Source organism: Pseudomonas sp. BNK-44-b (assembly GCF_047456245.1).
GTDB lineage: Bacteria > Pseudomonadota > Gammaproteobacteria > Pseudomonadales > Pseudomonadaceae > Aquipseudomonas > Aquipseudomonas machongensis.
The window spans coordinates 3,276,130-3,294,471 of sequence record NZ_CP179908.1 but is presented as its reverse complement, the minus strand read 5'-3'; the positions used below and the strand labels follow the sequence as shown (position 1 = coordinate 3,294,471).

The 18,342-nt window shown below is 62.7% G+C and carries 11 protein-coding genes; 8 read left to right on the top strand and 3 right to left on the bottom strand.

Annotated features, from left to right (window positions below; all coding sequences use genetic code 11):
* Window positions 1–68 precede the first annotated feature (68 nt).
* Window positions 69–2,321 (top strand): Orn/Lys/Arg decarboxylase N-terminal domain-containing protein, encoded by a 2,253-nt coding sequence (locus ACMGGG_RS15130; protein WP_414153991.1) that lies wholly within the window; start codon window positions 69–71, stop codon window positions 2,319–2,321.
* On the opposite strand, the gene ACMGGG_RS15125 is transcribed toward ACMGGG_RS15130, so the two are convergent.
* Window positions 2,305–2,523, bottom strand: coding sequence for a hypothetical protein (locus ACMGGG_RS15125; protein ID WP_054894341.1), 219 nt, complete (start codon window positions 2,521–2,523; stop codon window positions 2,305–2,307). The two genes, ACMGGG_RS15130 and ACMGGG_RS15125, sit on opposite strands and share 17 nt — an antisense overlap.
* 156 nt (window positions 2,524–2,679) lie before the next feature.
* On the opposite strand from ACMGGG_RS15125, the gene ACMGGG_RS15120 reads away from it, so the two are divergent.
* Window positions 2,680–3,240, top strand: a complete 561-nt coding sequence (locus ACMGGG_RS15120; RefSeq protein WP_414153990.1) for an NADPH-dependent FMN reductase — start codon at window positions 2,680–2,682, stop codon at window positions 3,238–3,240.
* 81 nt (window positions 3,241–3,321) lie between these two features.
* On the opposite strand, the gene phnX is transcribed toward ACMGGG_RS15120, so the two are convergent.
* Both phnX and ACMGGG_RS15110 read right to left on the bottom strand, forming a co-directional pair.
* Window positions 3,322–4,149, bottom strand: a complete 828-nt coding sequence (gene phnX, locus ACMGGG_RS15115) for a phosphonoacetaldehyde hydrolase (protein ID WP_063545561.1) — start codon at window positions 4,147–4,149, stop codon at window positions 3,322–3,324.
* Window positions 4,150–4,184: 35 nt separating this feature from the next.
* Window positions 4,185–5,291, bottom strand: a complete 1,107-nt coding sequence (locus ACMGGG_RS15110) for a 2-aminoethylphosphonate--pyruvate transaminase (RefSeq protein ID WP_414153989.1) — start codon at window positions 5,289–5,291, stop codon at window positions 4,185–4,187.
* 110 nt (window positions 5,292–5,401) lie between these two features.
* Here ACMGGG_RS15110 and ACMGGG_RS15105 point away from each other — a divergent pair, with 110 nt between their 5' ends.
* From ACMGGG_RS15105 to ACMGGG_RS15080, 6 genes are all read left to right on the top strand, one after another.
* Window positions 5,402–6,304 carry a LysR substrate-binding domain-containing protein gene (locus tag ACMGGG_RS15105; protein ID WP_414153988.1) on the top strand — a complete coding sequence of 301 codons (903 nt, stop codon included), beginning with the start codon at window positions 5,402–5,404 and terminating at the stop codon, window positions 6,302–6,304.
* Between the two features lie 39 nt (window positions 6,305–6,343).
* The gene (locus ACMGGG_RS15100; protein WP_414153987.1) at window positions 6,344–8,947 is read left to right on the top strand and encodes a dermonecrotic toxin domain-containing protein; all 2,604 of its coding nucleotides are present in this window, start codon (window positions 6,344–6,346) and stop codon (window positions 8,945–8,947) included.
* Complete coding sequence (locus ACMGGG_RS15095) at window positions 8,932–10,806, top strand: NEL-type E3 ubiquitin ligase domain-containing protein (RefSeq protein ID WP_414153986.1); 1,875 nt, start codon at window positions 8,932–8,934, stop codon at window positions 10,804–10,806. The genes ACMGGG_RS15100 and ACMGGG_RS15095 overlap by 16 nt, the downstream gene beginning before the upstream one ends.
* A 92-nt stretch (window positions 10,807–10,898) precedes the next feature.
* Window positions 10,899–11,936 carry an AraC family transcriptional regulator gene (locus ACMGGG_RS15090; RefSeq protein WP_063545557.1) on the top strand — a complete coding sequence of 346 codons (1,038 nt, stop codon included), beginning with the start codon at window positions 10,899–10,901 and terminating at the stop codon, window positions 11,934–11,936.
* Between the two features lie 163 nt (window positions 11,937–12,099).
* Window positions 12,100–16,554, top strand: coding sequence for an NEL-type E3 ubiquitin ligase domain-containing protein (locus tag ACMGGG_RS15085; RefSeq protein WP_414153985.1), 4,455 nt, complete (start codon window positions 12,100–12,102; stop codon window positions 16,552–16,554).
* Between the two features lie 139 nt (window positions 16,555–16,693).
* Complete coding sequence (locus ACMGGG_RS15080; protein WP_414153984.1) at window positions 16,694–18,340, top strand: acyl-CoA synthetase; 1,647 nt, start codon at window positions 16,694–16,696, stop codon at window positions 18,338–18,340.
* The last annotated feature ends 2 nt before the right edge of the window (window positions 18,341–18,342 follow it).

Below are 18,342 nucleotides of genomic sequence, written 5' to 3'. Positions count from 1 at the left end.
GCCCATACAGTTGCCCTGAGGCTCGACTACCCTGAAATGGACACGCGTCCTTTGGAGGTAGCGGCCTGATGTACAAGGACCTGAAGTTTCCCATCCTCATTGTCCACCGTGCGATCAAGGCCGACAGCGTCGCCGGTGAGCGCATACGGGGTATCGCCGAAGAACTCAAGCAGGATGGCTTCGCCATCCTCGCCGCCGCCGACCATGCCGAAGCGCGTCTGGTCGCCGCTACCCACCACGGCCTGGCCTGCATGCTGATCGCCGCCGAAGGCGTCGGTGACAATATCCATCTGCTGCAGAACATGGCCGAGCTGATCCACCTGGCGCGGCTGCGTGCACCGGATCTGCCGATCTTTGCCTTGGGTGAGCAGGTTACCCTCGAAAATGCCCCTGCCGAGGCGATGAGCGAGCTGAACCAGTTGCGTGGCATCCTCTACCTGTTCGAAGACACTGTGCCTTTCCTGGCCCGGCAGGTGGCGAGGGCTGCGCACAATTATCTCGACGGCCTGCTGCCTCCCTTCTTCAAGGCGTTGGTGCAGCACACTGCGCAATCGAACTATTCCTGGCACACGCCTGGCCACGGTGGTGGCGTGGCATATCGCAAGAGCCCGGTGGGTCAGGCCTTTCACCAGTTCTTCGGTGAGAACACCCTGCGCTCGGACCTCTCGGTCTCGGTGCCGGAGCTGGGGTCGTTGCTCGATCACACCGGGCCGCTGGCCGAGGCCGAGGCCAGGGCTGCGCGCAATTTTGGTGCCGATCATACGTTCTACGTCATCAATGGCACTTCGACCGCCAACAAGATCGTCTGGCATGCCATGGTCGCGCGTGATGACCTGGTGCTGGTGGACCGCAACTGCCACAAGTCGGTGGTGCATGCGATCATCATGACCGGGGCCATCCCGTTGTACCTGTGCCCGGAGCGCAACGAACTGGGCATCATCGGGCCGATCCCGCTCGGCGAGTTCAGTCGTGAGTCGATCGAGGCCAAGATCCAGGCCAATCCCCTGACCCGTGGCCGCGCACCGCGCATTCGCCTGGCGGTGGTGACCAACTCCACTTATGACGGTCTGTGCTACCACGCCGGCCAGATCAAGCAGGCCCTGGGCGCGAGTGTCGAGATACTGCATTTCGACGAGGCCTGGTTTGCCTACGCCGCGTTCCACGACTTCTTCAGTGGGCGTTATGCCATGGGCACCGCCCGCGAGGTCGACAGCCCGCTGCTGTTCAGCACGCACTCTACCCACAAACTACTGGCTGCTTTCAGTCAGGCCTCGATGATCCATGTAAAGGATGGCGCCCTTCGCCAGCTTGATCGCGATCGCTTCAACGAGGCGTTCATGATGCATATATCGACCTCGCCTCAGTACAGCATCCTGGCATCGCTCGATGTTGCCTCGACCATGATGGAAGGCCCGGCCGGGCGATCACTGCTGCAGGAGATGTTCGACGAGGCCCTGAGCTTTCGTCGTGCGCTGGCCAACCTGCGTGCGCACATCGCGACCGATGACTGGTGGTTCAGCATCTGGCAGCCACCGACGGCCGAAGGTATCCAGCGCCTGGCCGCGCAGGACTGGCTGCTGGAGCCCGGCGCCCAGTGGCACGGTTTTGGCGAGGTGGCGCACGACTACGTGCTGCTCGATCCGCTCAAGGTGACCCTGGTGATGCCGGGGCTGACCGCCGAGGGCGTGCTCGGCGAGCATGGGATTCCAGCGGCGGTGGTGAGCAAGTTCCTCTGGGAACGTGGATTGGTGGTAGAGAAGACCGGGCTGTACAGTTTCCTGGTGCTGTTCTCCATGGGGATCACCAAGGGCAAGTGGAGCACACTGCTGACCGAGTTGCTCGAGTTCAAGCGCCACTATGATGCCAATACCGTCCTGCAGCTGTGCCTGCCCAGCGTTGTGGCCGTCGCACCGTTGCGTTATCAGGGGCTGGGCCTGCGCGATCTGTGCGAGCAATTGCACGACTGCTACCGTGCCAACGCTACGGCCAAACAGCTCAAACGCCTGTTCACACGCTTGCCGGAAGTGGCCATGAGCCCAGGGCAGGCTTACGACCGAATGGTGAAGGGGGAGGTCGAGGCGGTGCCGATCGAGCAACTGCTCGGGCGTATCTCAGCGGTGATGCTGGTGCCTTACCCGCCAGGTATTCCGTTGATCATGCCGGGCGAACGCTTCACCGAGGCGACCCGTTCGATCCTCGACTACCTGGCCTTCGCTCGAGCCTTCGACAGGGGCTTTCCCGGCTTCGTTGCCGATGTCCATGGCCTGCAGCATGAAGGCGATGGGCCTTACACGGTGGATTGCGTCACGGAATGCGAATGATCTCGACGCCGCTCTGGGCCAGTTCGAAGCGGTCTTCACCCAGGTAATTGACCCGGTCGCCGATGGCCAGGCGATAGGTGGTGATCGGCGCGCCAAGGGTGCTGCCGTCCGCCTGCAAGGTCGACTCCTGGAACTCATGCACCGGGTAGATGCGGCCTTCGGCGTCGCGGGCGTGGAATTGGCCGACCAGTACTGCTGCCATGTAGGTTGAAACCTCTGAAATATGGAGAAATATCTGCAGTCATAGACCAGCGAAGGGGGCGGGAAGTTTTCTTGTTACGGAAAAAAACCTCGAGGGTGAAGCAGGGTCATCTATAACTACACAGTTCCCCTTCCCCAGCAGAGGATGCAAATCGCCATGAGCCAGGTCTATTCGGTAGCGGTCGTTGTCGGCAGCTTGCGCAAGGACTCCTACAACCGCAAGGTGGCTCGCGCCCTTTCGGAGCTGGCGCCGTCCAGCCTTGCGTTGAAAATCATCGAGATCGGTGATCTGCCGTTGTACAACGAGGATGTCGAGGCCGCGGGTGTACCGGCGCCTTGGCAGCGTTTTCGCGACGAGATCCGCCGCAGCGATGCGGTGCTGTTCGTCACTCCGGAGTACAACCGCTCGGTACCGGGGGCGTTGAAGAACGCCATCGATGTTGGCTCGCGACCTTACGGGCAGAGTGCCTGGGGCGGCAAGCCGACGGCGGTGGCCAGTGTGTCGCCGGGGGCGATCGGTGGCTTTGGTGCCAACCATGCGCTTCGCCAATCGCTGGTCTTTCTCGACATGCCCTGCATGCAGATGCCCGAAGCCTACATCGGAGGCGCGGCGACACTGTTCGACGAGGCGGGCAAGCTCAGTGACAAGACTCGGCCGTTCCTGCAGGCATTCATTGATCGGTTTGCCGCGTGGGTGAAGCTCAATAGGGCGCTGTGATAGCGCTCGCTGTCCTTTTCGCGGGCAATTCGCAGCGGCGAGCCGCTGCGAATTGCCCGCCAGTGAGTCACCGCCAGGCCATCAGACCCCCTGCGGCATCTCCCCCTTGGCCAGTCGCCGATTGATATCGGCAACCACCTCCGGCAGCTCGTTGATGGTGTCGATCAAGTAATGCGGTCGCGAGCCCTCGAACAGCGCATGGATCCGCTTGCGTTCCTCCTCCAGTCTTTCGGCACCCAGCGCCTGGTATTGCTCCCAGGTCAGCCCCAGGGCATTGCCCGAGCACACCAGCGCCACGGTCCACATCCCTGCACGACGACCTTCCAGTATGCCCGGCACGGTGTCGTCCACCTTCACGCATGCGGCGACATCGTCGATGCCCAGGGCAATCACGTTGGCCAGAGCCTGGGCCGGCCATGGGCGACCATTGGGCGTTTCGTCGGTTGCCACCACGTGGTCGGCTACATAGCCATTGCGTGCTGCCAGCGCTACCACCTTGTCCATCACCACTTTCGGATAGCCCGAGCACGAGCCGATCTTCAGGCCGTCCTTGCGCAGCCCAGTGAGGGTATCCAGTGCACCGGGAATCAGTGCGGAATGCACGGCGATCTTCTCGATCTGCAGAGGCATGAAACGCTCGTAGATGGCCGTGACGTCGTTGTCGGTCGGGGTACGGCCAAACACCTTGCGGTAACGCTCGGCGATTTCCGGCACATCGCACAGGGTGCGGATATGGTCCCATTTGCCCATGCCCATCGGGCCGCGGGCCTCCTCGATGGACACCGCGACATCGAACTCGGCAAAGGCTTCGACGAAGATCTGGGTCGGGGCGAAGGAGCCGAAGTCGACCACGGTACCGGCCCAATCGAGAATGGCGGCTTGCAGTTGGGTGGGGTTGCTGTAGTTCATGTGCACGATTTCCATCAATGGGGTGGGCAAAGAGGTCAGATATCCAGCACTTCCATTTCTCGCAGCACCTGGGCCACGGCATCGACGGCGGCCTGCATGCCTGCCGAACCGACCACACCGATGCAGCCGACGCGGAAGGTTTCGACCTGGGTCAGCTTGCCTGGATAGAGAATGAAACCCTTGGCCTTGACCCGCTCGTAGAAGTCCTTGAACTGGTAGCGGGCGTCCGTGGGTGCGTGGAAGGTGACGATGATCGGCGCCTGGATGTCGGTAGGCAGGAAGCTGCGCAGGCCGATTCTGGCCATGCCGTCGAGCAGGGTCCGGCAGTTGTTGGCGTAGCGTTGGTGCCGCGCTGGCAGACCGCCTTCTTCAGCGTACTGTTGCAGTGCTTCGTGTAGTGCCGCGACCACGTGGGTAGGCGGGGTGAAGCGCCACTGGCCAGTCTTGGCCATATAGGTGTGCTGGTCGTGAAGGTCCATGGCCAGTGAGTGGGCGTTGCCTTCGGCAGCGGCCAGGGCATTTTTCTCGGCGAACACGAAGCCCATCCCAGGCACACCTTCCAGGCATTTGCCGGAGGCGGCGATCAGGGCTTCGAACGGCACCTCACGCGCATTGATGGGCAGGGCGCCGAACGAACTCATGGCATCGATGATCAAGCGTCTGCCGTGGTTCTTGACGACCTGGGCGATTTGGGCGAGCGGGTTGAGAATACCGGTGCTGGTTTCACAGTGGATCAGTGCGACGTGGGTCACGGCCGGGTCGGCGGCGAGCAGGCGGTCGACATCGGCGGCGGTGGTCGGTTGATCCTCGGCGGTTTCGAAGGTGCTGTAATTGCGGCCCAGCACCTTGCAAATCTTTGCCAGGCGCTGGCCGTACGCACCGTTGATCAACACCAGGACCTTGCCATCACGCGGCACGAGGGTGCCGATGGCCGCTTCCACGGCGAAGGTGCCGCTGCCTTGCAGGGGCACGCAGTGGTGGCTGGCGCTGGCGTCGAGAATCGCCAGCAATTGTTCGCAGACGCTGGCGGTCAGCTGATTGAAATCACGATCCCATGAACCCCAGTCCACCAGCATGGCCTGGCGGGTGCGGATCGAAGTGGTCAGTGGGCCGGGGGTCAGCAGAATCGGGGCGCTGGTCATTGCGGGACTTCCTCGGGGGCAGTGGGCAGAAACGACGGGGCTAGGTTGCAATTCGCCCATCCATCAATCAAATTGTTTGTCGTTATGCCAACCATAAGTCAGGCCGATAAATGAACCTCTTTCAACTCCGTGCCTTCGATGCCGTCGCCCGCGAGGGCAGCTTCACCCGTGCCGCGGCGCGCCTGTTCATCAGCCAGCCGGCAGTGACCGGACACGTCAAGGCGCTCGAGGAGCATTACCAGATCACCCTGCTGCGCCGCACTGCGCGGCGTGTCGAGCTGACCGAGGAGGGCACGCGTCTGGCGGCCATTACCCGGGCCATGTTCGGGCTGGCCGAAGAGGCCCAGGCGATGCTCGAAGCGAACCGTCAGCTGCTGACCGGGCGTCTGGAGGTCGCAGCAGACGGACCGCACCGGGTCATGCCGATGCTGGCGCTGCTGCGCGCACGCTACCCTGGCATCACCGTCAACCTGCGCCTGGGCAATGCCCAGGAGACCTTGGCGGCGCTGCTGTCCGAGCACGCCGATGTGGCGGTGCTGACCGAGGTGGAACCGCGCAAGGGCCTGTATCTGCAGAGTTTGGGCGAGTCGCACCTGTGCGCTTTGTTGCCGGTCGGTCACCCGTGGGCCGCAGAGCCTGGGGAGCTGGCGCTGAGGGCTCTGGACAAGCAGGTCATGGTGCTGCGTGAGCCCAGTTCGATCACCCGGCAGACCTTCGACCGGGCCTGCGCTGCGGTCCATGTGCGACCCCGAGTGGTGTTGGAGCTGGACAGTCGCGAGGCGGTAACCGAAGCGGTGGCCGCGCAGCTTGGCATCGGGATCGTCTCTTCGGCGGAGGTAGCGCATGATCCACGGGTAGTGGCGCGCCCCATGGCGGGCGCAGGGCTGCTCAACCGGCACATGATCGGCTGCCTGGAGCGGCGTCGCCCGTTGCGCTTGATCCAGGCGTTCCTGGGGTTGGCCAGTATGTCCGAAGAGGACGGGAACAGTTCCGGCTGTGCCCCGCTGAGGTGATTGGCAAGAGTAGTCCTGGTTATCTTCCAGGAAACTCCTATGACCACCCTCAAACTCGATCACACTGACAGCTTCATCGTGGACAACCTGCCTGTCTGGCTGCATGCCGCTTCGGCCGAGCAAATCACGACCTTGCGACGCCGATTCGACGAGCACCGTGCGGTGGAAGCACGTCTTCAGGCGGCGTTCAAGGCGCTGAAGGCTCCCCAAGACTTCGCCTGTAGCCTCCTGAATACGGCAATGGAAAACACGCTGAAGGTCCGGTTGGACTTGCGCAATAGCTTATGGCGCCAGCGGTGGGACAATTACAGCCTTTTAGGTGGAGAGACGCTGGTCAATCATTTCACCTTTGAACCTGCGATGAACCACCTGATGCAGAACTTCGTATCGGGGCTTAACTTTGACCACCGCACTGGTCTGATCAAGGCCGGACCCCATGCGTCTCTGACCAGCGAAAAGCTGCTCGTGGATACCGCCCGGTTGGCACAGGTGTGTCGCCAAGTTGATGCTGGCGCGCATTACCAAACGCATCTTGAGCAGGTACTGGATGATTCGGTCACCGCATTGCTGGCCGAGGAGAAAGCCAGGCGCCTGGCGCTGGCGGCTCAGCTTGCGGTTGTGCAGGGTCGCATCGAGGCGGCCGAGCTGGCGGCGCTGGAGCCCCTCCTGGGCAGCGTGTCGACAGTGAATCCGACGCTCCCGAGTGTGAAGGTGAAGCACCTTTATCTGCTGGGTCATGCAGTATTGGGCGCCTTGCTCATAGAGCTGTCGGAGCATGCGCATGCATCGGGACCTTCCGATAGCGCGGGCATATTGCTTTTTCTGCCTCATCGACCACTGCAGCGATTTGCCGACTTGAACGGCGTCGTTACTCATCTGGTCACGATGCTCGCGACCCCGCACGAGCATGAAGCCTTGCTCGCGCTGATTGCCCTCGACAGTCGCATCGGCTTCCAGGCCATGTTGAAAAAGCGTCTGAGCGATGCGGTGCCTGACCTGGAGGTCCTCGGCAGGGTCTGTGGCAAAGCCCTGTTCGCCGAGCTCGCTGAGTTGCAGGTGAAGCAGATCAAGGATGATGCCCGGTACCTGCTGGTGCCAGTGGCGGACGTCGATGACAAGGTCAAGTGGCAACGGTTGCTGACACTCGAGTCCGTCGGCATGAACTTGCTACAAGCGGCATCGCTGTTCGTGCCAGGGCTGGGTCAGTTGTTTCTCGCGGCAACGGTGGTGCAGGTGCTTGAAGAGGTCTACGAGGGCGCTGTCGACTGGTCGCGCGGCCATCAACATGAAGCCTTGGAACACATGCTTGGCGTCGCCGAAGTGGTTGCTGTCAATGCGTTGGGGGCTGCTGGTGGGGCGGCGGTAGCCCGAGGTTTCCAACGTAGCGGTTTCGTGCAGGAATTGGCTCCTGTCGAGCCACGGCAAGGTACAGGACGATTGTGGTCCCATGAGCTGGCACCTTACCGCGCCAGGAATGTGCCGCAGCACGCGCAACGTGGCCCCGATGGCCTGTACCGACATGGCGGCGAGCGTTGGTGGCTGCATCAAGGCCACCTTCACGGCGTTCGTCGTGATATCGCTGCAGCTCAATGGCGGCTGCAACGAGGCGACGGCAAGTCGGGCTTTGCTCCAGCGTTGCAATGGAACGGTGAATACGGTTGGCGCCTGGCCTGGCAGCGCCCGCAGGAATGGCAGGGCGAGTCGTCTTTGCTCGGACACTTGTGGCCGCTGGCCTCCGAATTCGATGAGCAGCGGATCAAGTCGATTTTGTCGATCGCCGATATTGACCACTCGACCTTGCGCCGCCTCGTCGCCGAGCAACGAGCGCTTCCTGCTGGGCTGCGTGACACCCTCAACCGGTTCGCCGCTGATGGAAGAATCGACCAGTTCTTTCTCGCGTTGCATCATAGCCCGCAAACTGCTGAGGTGGACTTGATGCGTTTTTGCAGCAATCGCCTCAAGCTTGAGCAAATGACGTCTCAGGCTCGTGTACAAGCCATGCTTGATGACGCTGCCATGTTGCGTGAGGAGCTCATGGCACATTTGACCGAGCAGCCGGGCGGGCGCACGGACACTGCCTTGATACAGCGTGATTTCCCCGGCTTGCCTGATGTGTATGCCGCCGATCTGCTTGACCGTGTAAGCCCCGTCCAGCAACAGCGCTTGCGAAGCAGCGGACGTTTGGACCTGGCATTGGCGGAGCGCGCGCGTCTGGCGTTGCACGAGGCGCGGATTTGCCGATTATTGCAAGGGTTGTACCTCAACAACGCCTACCAGCAAGAGCTGCCGAGCCTGGTCTTCGCGTTGCTGCGCAGGGAGCCGGCCTGGCCCGCGAAATCAACTTCGAGGTACGCCAAGGCACTGTCGACGGACGGCTCATCACAAGCTTGTACCCGGCTGATACAGGGGGTAAGCCCAAGGTACTGGTATGGCGCGCAGGGCAGATGCACGTGTTCGAGGATGGCACGCGTCTGCTCGTCGAAACCGAGGGCGCGGGTGGGCTGTTGGAGTGCTTGTGGCATTTTCTGCCCGAGGCAGACCGCCAGCGGCTGGGATGGACAGGCCAGGCAGCCATCGAAGCAATGCGTGCCGACCTCCGGCGCCGTCTACCGAACAGCCGGACCCAGGTGCTCGAACTGCTGAATGTGCAGCCGCCCAAGCCGACGTTCCGCCCACCGGTCCGCCTTCCGGACAGGCGTTTCGGCTATTTGATGAGTGGCCGTGGTGGGCGCGGCAGTCATGCGGCCGAACGCACGCTGGAGGATCGGGTGCGCAGCCTCTATCCAGGGTTCAGCGAAAGGCAACTAGAGAGCTATCTTCAGGTTCTCGATGAGCAGCCGGGGTCTTCCTTCACGGCCTTGCTCGCGCAGGAGCAAATCTATGCGCAACTTGACCGTGACCTGCAGAGCTGGGCCGAGGATGAAGACGGTGTAGCGACGCGTCGACAGCGACGTCAGGTGGCTGATGAAATCCGTCGCTGCTGGCGTTTTCAAGGATTGGCTGGCAGGGCGCATAGCAACGGCGACCCTGGTATGGTGCTGGTACTGTCCGGTCTGGATGCGGCCGAGCTGCCGGATCTCTCCGGGCATGAGGGGTTCAGTCACGTCAGTGAGATGACCCTGTCGCACATGCAACTGGGCGATCTTCCCACGGGCTTTCTACAGTCATTTGGCAGTTTGCTGACCCTGAATCTGGACAGTAACAGGTTGACCGTAGTCCCCCAGGCGCTTTCTGCATTGCCGCATCTACGTGAACTGACGCTTTCGCGAAACGAGCTCCACATCGATGCAGCAGGCCTTGCCTTACTCGGGCAGATGCGCCAACTGCGTATGCTGGACTTGAGCGAAAACCCGCTCGGGATGTTCGGGCTGGCGCTGGATCAAATGCCGCGTCTGCGCCAGTTGGGTCTGCGTAATGTTGGCCTGACCGAGGTCCCGCGACATCTGGAACTGGGGGTATCCCTGGACTATGTCGATCTGCGCGACAACCAAATCACCGCCTTGCCGCTGAGCCTGCGCAACCGGGCTGGGCAGTGGCGGCGAAGGCTCGCGCTGGTGGGGAATCCGCTACCCGAGCAGTACCGTGACCTGTGGATCGACCCGAGCTGGACGTCTGAGAGCGAGGCCGAGAACGAGGCCGAGAGCGACGTACACGATGGCACGCGCTGGCTGGAGCGGCTCGACGATGCGTCCCGGGTCACCCGCGCCGCGCAATGGGACCGCCTGCAGGCGGAACCGGGAAGCGCCGATTTCTTTGGCTTGATTCACGCACTGGCGGACACCAGCGATTTTCGCTTGGCGCGGGCGCACCTGGAGGCCAGGGTATGGGCCATGTTCGACATGGTCGAACGGAATACGGCTGTGCGTGAACAGTTGTTTGCGCTTGCGAGCGAGCCACGCACCTGCGTGGACAGTGTGATTTCGACCTTCGGCCTGCTGGAAGTCAAGATGCTCAGTACTGCGGTCGAGAGCGGCTCAGCGGACGAGGCCGAGACGCAATTGCTGGACCTGGCACGGAGGTTCTTCCGTCTCGACCAAGTGGAAGCCTACGCCCGAGAGGACGTCAGGCAGCGCCGCGCCGGTGGGCGAGGCGTCGATGAGGTGGAGGTGAGCCTGGCCTACAGGGTAGGGTTGGCGCAAGCCCTCGACTTGCCAGGCCAACCGCGTACGATGCAGTTCGAGACCATCGCCGGGGTGAGTCGGCAAGATCTTCAGGCGGCGCAGGCCGCCGTGCTCGAGGCAGAGGCCAGTGATGCGCTGGCGGTTGACATCAGCCATAGAAGCTTTTGGCTTGATCGTTTGCAAAGATCGCACGAAGCAGCCTTCGGGTTGATACGCGAACCGTTCGTAACGCGAATGGAGGCTGTGTATGCCCGTCGTCACAGCCTCACGGATGCCGAGTACGACGCTCAGGGCAGAGCGATCGTTGCGGAGTGCGAGTCGGCAGTAGATGCCAAGGCACTCGAGCTGACCCGCCAGGCACTGGCACGTCAGACCGAGTGAGGGTCAGCAGACCCGGTCCATGAATTGTTCAGGAGCTGGCCTTTTTTCGTCATGGCCCTAAGATGGCCTGCATTGGGCAATCTGGATAGCCGATGAGCGAGAAAGATACGATTTCCATGCAATTGGTGCGCGAAGCGCTGCTGCAGACCTGCCCGCAGGGCAAGGCTGACGCAGCGCTGCTGCGGCGGGCGGGAATCGATGAACGCAGCTTCGAGCAAGCTGATGCGCGCGTTGGTGCCGATGCCTATGCGCGTCTCTGGCGCTTGTTGGCACGTCGATGCAACGACGAATTCTTCGCGATGGACCCGCGCGGTCTGCGTAGCGGCAGCCTCTCGTTCATGTGCCAGGCAAGCATGGCGCAGCCCACGCTCGGCGCAGGACTGGAGACTGCGTTGGGGTTTCTCTCGTTGATGCTCGAAGACCTGCAGCCCGGGCTGGTGCGCCAGCAGAGCCTGGCCGAGATCACCATCAACGAACCGCGCGATGAGCCCCGGCGTGCCTTTACCTATTTTACGTTCTGGATGATTGTCCATGGCGTCGCCTGCTGGCTGGCGGGCCGACGCATTCCCATCCTCGCCATTGACCTGCGTTGTGCCGAGCCGCCGTTTTGCGACGATTACCGGGTGATGTTCTCCGAGAACCTGCAGTTCGAACGCCCGCGTACACGCATGATCATCGCCGCCGATTGCCTTGACCTGCCCCTCAGGCGCACGCCCGAGGAGTTGCAGAAGTTTCTCGCCGAGGCTCCGGGCAACATCCTGGTCAAATACCGAGATCCAGACAGCCTCGCCCGACGTGTGCGTCGCATCCTGGGGAAGCTCGACCCCGGCCAGTGGCCCGACGCCGAACGTCTGGCCCGCGACCTGTGCCTGTCGTTATCGACCTTGCGCCGTCGCTTGGCAGAGGAAGGGCAGACCTACCAGGGGCTCAAGGATAGCGTACGCCGACAGCTGGCGATCGACTGGCTGAGCGAGGGCTCGCTGGCGATGAGCGATATCGCCGAACGCCTGGGGTTTGCCGACGCCAGTTCGTTCTATCGCGCGTTTCGCAAGTGGTTTGGCTGCAACCCAGGGGGGTATCGGGCCTTCGTATTGGGTGGCACGCAGGTACAAGACAAGAACTCCGGCTGAATGCCGAGTGATGCCTGTGTACGTGAAGCCGAGGCCAGCGATGAGCTGGGCGCAGGTCGCTAATCCGATCATTCGCAGCCCATGACGGGAGTTCATTCCTCCTGCCATGGCCCGGACGGTCCAGCGAGAGTGCATGACGCGATTTGCGAAAGGAGCCTCTCCCATGACATCTATCCCTCCCTTGACCGTCGGTAAGCCCAGTGTTGCCGATGCAGTCGATGACTTTATCCGCACCGGGTTGCCCGAATGGCTCAAGCGTGCCTCACCTGCCCAGATCAACCGTCTGCGCGATCGCTTCAAGAGCAGCCGGGCCAGCCAGGACAAGGTGCGTGCGGCAACGCTCGACCTGATCCCGCTGCACACCTTCGTACTTGAGCAATTCACAGCGCTGCTCGGCGACCGGTTGCCCAAGGACTGTAAGCTCTATCAGTTGCAGTGGCTGGATGTCAGGCGCGAGTTCGGCCTGGTTCCGGGAGTGCATTGGCCGTTCTATCGACCGGGTTACGTGCGACAGCCAGGGTTGTTGCGACTGATGCAGAACTTTCACGCCGACGACGCCGCACTCGAGGGCAGTGGGCTGGTGCATCCGGGGGCTGATGTTGTGTTGTCAGGTCCGGCGAACGATCTGGCACGCGACTGTCGCAAGAAAAATGTCGGCAGCCTTTACCAGGCCCAGCTAGCGCAGGTTTTCAGTGCATCGAACTGCGCGCTGCTGGCCGAGGACAAGCGCTCGAGCCTGAGCCTTGTGATGGAGATCGCAGCGCTCAAGGGAGAGATATCGGCGCTTGAGCAGATTGCTTTGCAGGATATCGTCCAAGGTGTGCCCGAGCAGCATGAGACGCTGTTGCGAGGCTATTCCGGCATGCTGACGGTGCTGGGTTGCAGTATCACTGATGGCCTGACCATCGCGCTGCGCGACGCTGCAGGTGTGAGCAAGGGTGTCATCCTGTACCTGCCCAGTGACCCGCAGCTTGCTCTGCGGCGTTATGACTCGTGGGAAGACCTGAGTGCGGCTATGGTCACCGCGCTTGAGGACAAGGCTTACCTTGAGTTCTTCAGTGGTCTGGTTGCGCTTGAACAGCGGCCGACGTTCCTGCAGACACTGGGCAAACGTCTGGCCGATGCCAGCCCGGATCTACAGATCGAAGGCAAGACAGTGCAGGGCGAGTTGTTCGCGGAGCTGGTGGCGCAGCAGGTGCAGCGGGTGAAGTCCGACGCACGGTACGTGCTGGTGCCGACCGCTGACGCGGATCATGCTGCGACCCAGTCACGCCTGCAGGCGTGGCAGTCGATCGGGCTTGGCTTGGCCAATCTGGCAGGGCTGTTCATTCCTGCGATCGGTGCGATTTTGTTTGGCCAGTTGGTGGAGCAGACGCTCTCGCAGGTGTTCGAAGGGGCTGCGGACTGGACCCGTGGTCATCAACATGAAGCCCTTGAGCATCTGCTCGGTGTGGCCGAGACCGTTGCGGTCACGGCGGCGGTGGCTGGAGGGGCTGCGGTGGTTGCACGGGGGTTCGCCCGCAGCAGCTATGTTGATGGTCTGGAGCCTGTCGACGTGCAAGGCGTTGGCACGCGTCTTTGGTCAAGCGCGCTGGATACTTATGTTACCGAGCCGCTACAGCCGCGCTTGCAGGATGACGGGCTCTATCGCACTGCCGACTCGCGCTGGCTGCGGGTTGGCAAGCGTTTCTTTGCCGTGCACCAACCGTCGGCTCAAGGTGGCTGGCGCGTGCGTCACCCGCGTCGTGTGGCTGCCTACGGTCCTGCGCTGGAAACCGTCGGCGAGCGTGGCTGGCGGCTGCGCCTGGAGCGACCGCTGGAGTGGTCGGATGAGGCTCGGATGCTGCAGAGCCTATGGCCCCTGGACCCGGCGTTGACCCGCACCGATGCCTTGGCCGTTCTCGACATGGCGGACATCGATGTCGAAGAGTTGCGTGGCTTGCTGGTGGACAGCCGTGAGGTTCCGGCCAACCTGCGCGAGACGTTGCGGCGCTTCGATGCGGACCGACAGGTATCGGCGTTCTTCAAGGCGTTGGCCGAGGACCAGCTACCTGTGGACGATGCACGTATCGAGGCGTGGTGCCTGGCGTTGCCAGGCTCGCACAAGGCGGACAGTGCCGCGCTGCGTGTTGCCTTGCTGGCGCAGGAGCCGGTGCTGCGCCGCGATCTTTTCCAGTATCTGGTGACCGAAAACCCGCCTGCAGACCCGCTGTGTGCGCTGTTGCAGCGTGACTTTCCCGGGTTGCCTGCACGGTATGCCGTGCAGGCAGCCGCCCAGGTGTCGAGCCGTCTGCGCACGATCGCCGAGGTTGAATCACGCGTACCGCTGGCGGTGGCGAACGACGCCCGGTCACTGCTGCAACTGGCTCGCTTGAACCGCGCCTGCGAGTCGCTTTACCTGGACAATGTATACAGCGACGAAGGTGCCGAACTGGTTCTGGCGCTGGCAGCACGGCTACCCGGGTGGCCGCAGACGTTGCGCCTGGTGTTGCGTGAAGGAGCCCTTGATGGACGGGTGGTCAAGGCCGTCGGACCTGTTGCCGACACTGGCTCGCAAGTCACACTGGTGCATAAGGATTGCCAGTTCCAACGCTACGACCATGGCGGTCGGAAGCAGGGTGAGCCCGCGTTGTCTATGGCACAGGCGCTGGTCGACGCACTACCGGTCGAGGTACGGACCTCACTGGGGCTTGCAGGTATGCATGCAGGTCTGCTGTTGCGTACGGCGTTGCGTGCGCAACTACCGAGCACACGCAGTGAGCGTGTAAGTCTGCTGGGCTGGACCCCGCGCCAATCCTGGTTCAACCCTGGACGGCGCATGGCTGATGGGCGTGTTGGGTATCCGCTCAGTGGACGCGGGCAGCCTGGCTCGTCCTGGCAGTCGCTACTGGACCGTCTGCGCGCGATCTATCCTGATCTTTTACCCGCGCAACTCGAGGCGCGACTGAGTCAGATGCAGCAAGCGCCTGGGTCCGTGTACCGGCGGCTGGCCGAGCTTGAACGCGATTACGAGCGACTGGAGGGGGCACTCACGGGTTGGCTCAGCGCCGGGCTTGGCGGCCGTAGCCACGCTGCCCGCGTCCAGGCTGCCGAGCGCATGCGCCAGGCCTGGCGCCTTCAGGACGGGCAGCAGACCCTGGTGATCAGTGGCGTACAACTGCAGACCTTGCCCGAGTTCGCCCACCCGACGACGTTCGCCAACGTTACCACGCTGGTGATCAGCGACACCTCGCTCAATCATGTGCCGACCGATTTCCTGCGTTGTTTCAGCGCTTTGAGGGAGCTGAACCTGAGCGGCAATCATCTGCTGGCCTTGCCACGAGGTATCGTTCACCTGGTCGAGCTGCGTCGTCTGCGACTGGCGCGTAACGACATTCGCCTTGATGAAGCAGGTGTCCAGGTGCTGACGGGCCTGCAACATCTGAGCGAGCTGGACCTGAGCCACAATCCGTTAGGAGCGTTGATCTTGCGCTTCAATCACCTTCCGCAACTGCGCGAAATCAGTGTGCGCCATTGCCGATTGGGTGCCTGGCCGGACGGTTTGGAGCAGTGCGGATTTCTCGAGCGCGCCGACCTGCGCGACAACCAGATTCGTGTCGTGCCAGCGGCCATCCTCCAGATGCCGAATGTCTTCCGCCGCGGTTTCATGGTCGAAGGCAATCTTTTGTCGAGCGTTGAGCTGCGAGGGCTCTATGCTCTCGACGTGATCCAGGAGCACTTGCACCTTCCCGAGCGACTGGCCCGGCAGAATGTCGACGTGGTGCGCACCTGGTGGTTGGACAGAGGCGATGAAGCCTTGTACAACGCGCGGCTGTTCCAATGGGACACGCTGCAGGCGATGCCGGACAGCGATGGGTTCTTCCAGTTGCTGGGGTGGCTGACGCTCACGCAGGACCATGCTCAGGTGCCAGCGGTGCTGTCGACGCGCGTATGGTCGGTGCTCAATGCCATCAGCGCCGACACTGACCTGCGCAACCGGATTTACGCGCTGGCCGACGACAACCTGACCTGCTTGAACGCGGTCAGTGACCGTTTCAGTGATTTGCAGCGCTGCGCCGCGATTGCGCGTGCCGATGCCAACACCTTGCATGAGCGGGGCAGTGAGCTGATCACACTCGGTCAGGGGCTCTTCCGCCTGGACCAGTTGGACGCGTTCGCTCGTGCCGACATCCGTCGCCGGATCGAAGCCGGCGACAGTGTCGACCAGCTTGCAGTGCGCTTGTACTACCGAGTGAGCCTGAGGGAGCGCCTGAGCCTACCGTTCACTTCGCGGTTCATGGACTATGCCTCGGCGGCCGAGGTGACTGACAGCCAGCTCCAGGAAGCGCTGGTGGCGGTGAGGGCCGCGGAGTCGATCGAAGCCCTGGGTGAAAGCCTGAGCCGGCAGGCGTTCTGGCGGCGCTATATGCTTGAGCGCCATGATGCGGTCTTCGAGCGCGTCGAAACAGACCATCAGACACGATTGGCGGCGCTGCAGGCCAGGGCCGACCAGATTTCGGCCGAGAATCTGGCCCTGGAGATCGAGGCGCTGGAGAGTCGGCGGGACGTCGAGGAGCTCGAGATGATACGTGAACTGACCCGGCAAATGCTGATTGGCCGGGAGCGGGGGCTTGGCTGAACGCTCAGGGCGCTGAGGCTACAGTGGCCAAACCGATCATGCCTGATGAACGCTTTTGCCATTGTCCACACGCGCTGGCGGCGCGACTATCGTCGGACCTAGGGTTCAACTCCAACAACAAGAAACCAGGAGTCCGACGATGCGTGATTACGCCGAGGCCGCGCGAGCATTCGAATATGACCGGGTTGCCGCAAACGCCTTGCATGGCAACCTGCAAGCACTTAACGCCTGTGTCGAGTGCTGCGACCGGCATGTCGGCCGCAACCTGCCTGCGCTGATCTGTGAAGACCAGGAAGGTAACGGCGCGCGCTACAGTTTCGAGCAGCTGCAGGCCATGTCGGCTCGCATGGGCAATGTCCTGAAGGATCAGGGCGTGGGGCCTGGGGACCGGGTCGCCGGCCTGATGCCACGTACCGTCGAACTGCTGGTGACGATTCTCGCCACCTGGCGACTGGGGGCGGTATACCAGCCGTTGTTCACCGCGTTCGGTCCCAAGGCCATCGAGCACCGTCTGGAGCAGTCCCAGGCCCGGGTGGTGGTCACTGATCGCAACAACCGCGCGAAGCTGGACGATGTCAGCGGCTGCCCGGCGATCATCACGGTCGGTGCTGCGGCGCACGAGCTGGATTTCCAGCAGGCGTTGGAGGCGGCAAGCGATCACTGCGAGCCGGTAATGCGCAGCGGCGACGACCCCTTCCTGTTGATGTTCACGTCCGGCACCACAGGGCCGGCAAAACCACTCGAGGTCCCGCTGCGTGCGATCGTCGCCTTCCAGGGCTACATGCGCGATGCCATCGACCTGCGCCCTGACGATACCTTCTGGAACCTGGCCGATCCGGGCTGGGCCTATGGCCTGTACTACGCGGTTACCGGCCCCCTGGCGCTGGGGCACGCCACCACGTTCTACGATGGTCCGTTCAGCGTCGAGAGCTGTGCACGGATCATCGACAAGCTGGGCATCAGCAACCTGGCCGGCTCACCCACCGCCTATCGCTTGCTGATCGCAGCCGGTGAGGCGTTCTCGGCACCGATCAAGGGGCGTCTGCGGGTGGTCAGCAGCGCCGGTGAGCCGCTCAATCCCGAGGTGATCCGCTGGTTCGCCGACGCCTTGAACGTGACCATCCACGACCACTATGGCCAGACCGAGCTGGGCATGGTGCTGTGCAACCACCATGGCCTGGCGCACCCGGTACACCTGGGCTCGGCGGGCTTCGCCATCCCCGGGCATCGCATCGTGGTGCTGGACGAAGCTGGCAACGAGCTGCCTGCCGGTCAGCCGGGGATACTGACAGTCGACCGCGAGCAGTCGCCGCTGTGCTGGTTCGGCGGCTACCACGGCGTCCCCACCAAGGCGTTCCTCGGCAAATACTACCTTTCCGGCGACACCGTCGAGCTCAATGCCGACGGCAGCATCAGCTTCGTCGGGCGCAGCGACGATGTGATCACCACCTCCGGCTACCGCGTCGGTCCGTTCGATGTGGAGAGCGCGCTGATCGAACACCCGGCGGTGATCGAGGCGGCGGTGGTGGGCAAGCCTGACCCCCAGCGTACCGAGCTGATCAAGGCTTTCGTGGTGCTGGCCGCAGGCCATAGCGCTAGCCCTGAACTGGAAGAGGCTCTGCGCCAACATGTGCGCCAGCGCCTGTACGCCCACGCTTACCCGCGTGAAATCGAATTCGTCGGCGAGCTGCCCAAGACCCCGAGCGGCAAGCTGCAACGCTTCATCCTGCGCAATCAGGAAATTGCCAAGCAACGCGCTGCGCAGGCCACCCCTGCTGGCGCCTGAAG

What these genes read in the sequence shown, in the direction of transcription:
- ACMGGG_RS15130 (WP_414153991.1), top strand. Translation starts at nt 69, where the DNA reads ATGTACAAGGACCTGAAGTTTCCCATCCTCATTGTCCACCGTGCGATC.
- ACMGGG_RS15125 (WP_054894341.1), bottom strand. Translation starts at nt 2,523, where the DNA reads ATGGCAGCAGTACTGGTCGGCCAATTCCACGCCCGCGACGCCGAAGGC.
- ACMGGG_RS15120 (WP_414153990.1), top strand. Translation starts at nt 2,680, where the DNA reads ATGAGCCAGGTCTATTCGGTAGCGGTCGTTGTCGGCAGCTTGCGCAAG.
- phnX (WP_063545561.1), bottom strand. Translation starts at nt 4,149, where the DNA reads ATGAACTACAGCAACCCCACCCAACTGCAAGCCGCCATTCTCGATTGG.
- ACMGGG_RS15110 (WP_414153989.1), bottom strand. Translation starts at nt 5,291, where the DNA reads ATGACCAGCGCCCCGATTCTGCTGACCCCCGGCCCACTGACCACTTCG.
- ACMGGG_RS15105 (WP_414153988.1), top strand. Translation starts at nt 5,402, where the DNA reads ATGAACCTCTTTCAACTCCGTGCCTTCGATGCCGTCGCCCGCGAGGGC.
- ACMGGG_RS15100 (WP_414153987.1), top strand. Translation starts at nt 6,344, where the DNA reads ATGACCACCCTCAAACTCGATCACACTGACAGCTTCATCGTGGACAAC.
- ACMGGG_RS15090 (WP_063545557.1), top strand. Translation starts at nt 10,899, where the DNA reads ATGAGCGAGAAAGATACGATTTCCATGCAATTGGTGCGCGAAGCGCTG.
- ACMGGG_RS15085 (WP_414153985.1), top strand. Translation starts at nt 12,100, where the DNA reads ATGACATCTATCCCTCCCTTGACCGTCGGTAAGCCCAGTGTTGCCGAT.
- ACMGGG_RS15080 (WP_414153984.1), top strand. Translation starts at nt 16,694, where the DNA reads ATGCGTGATTACGCCGAGGCCGCGCGAGCATTCGAATATGACCGGGTT.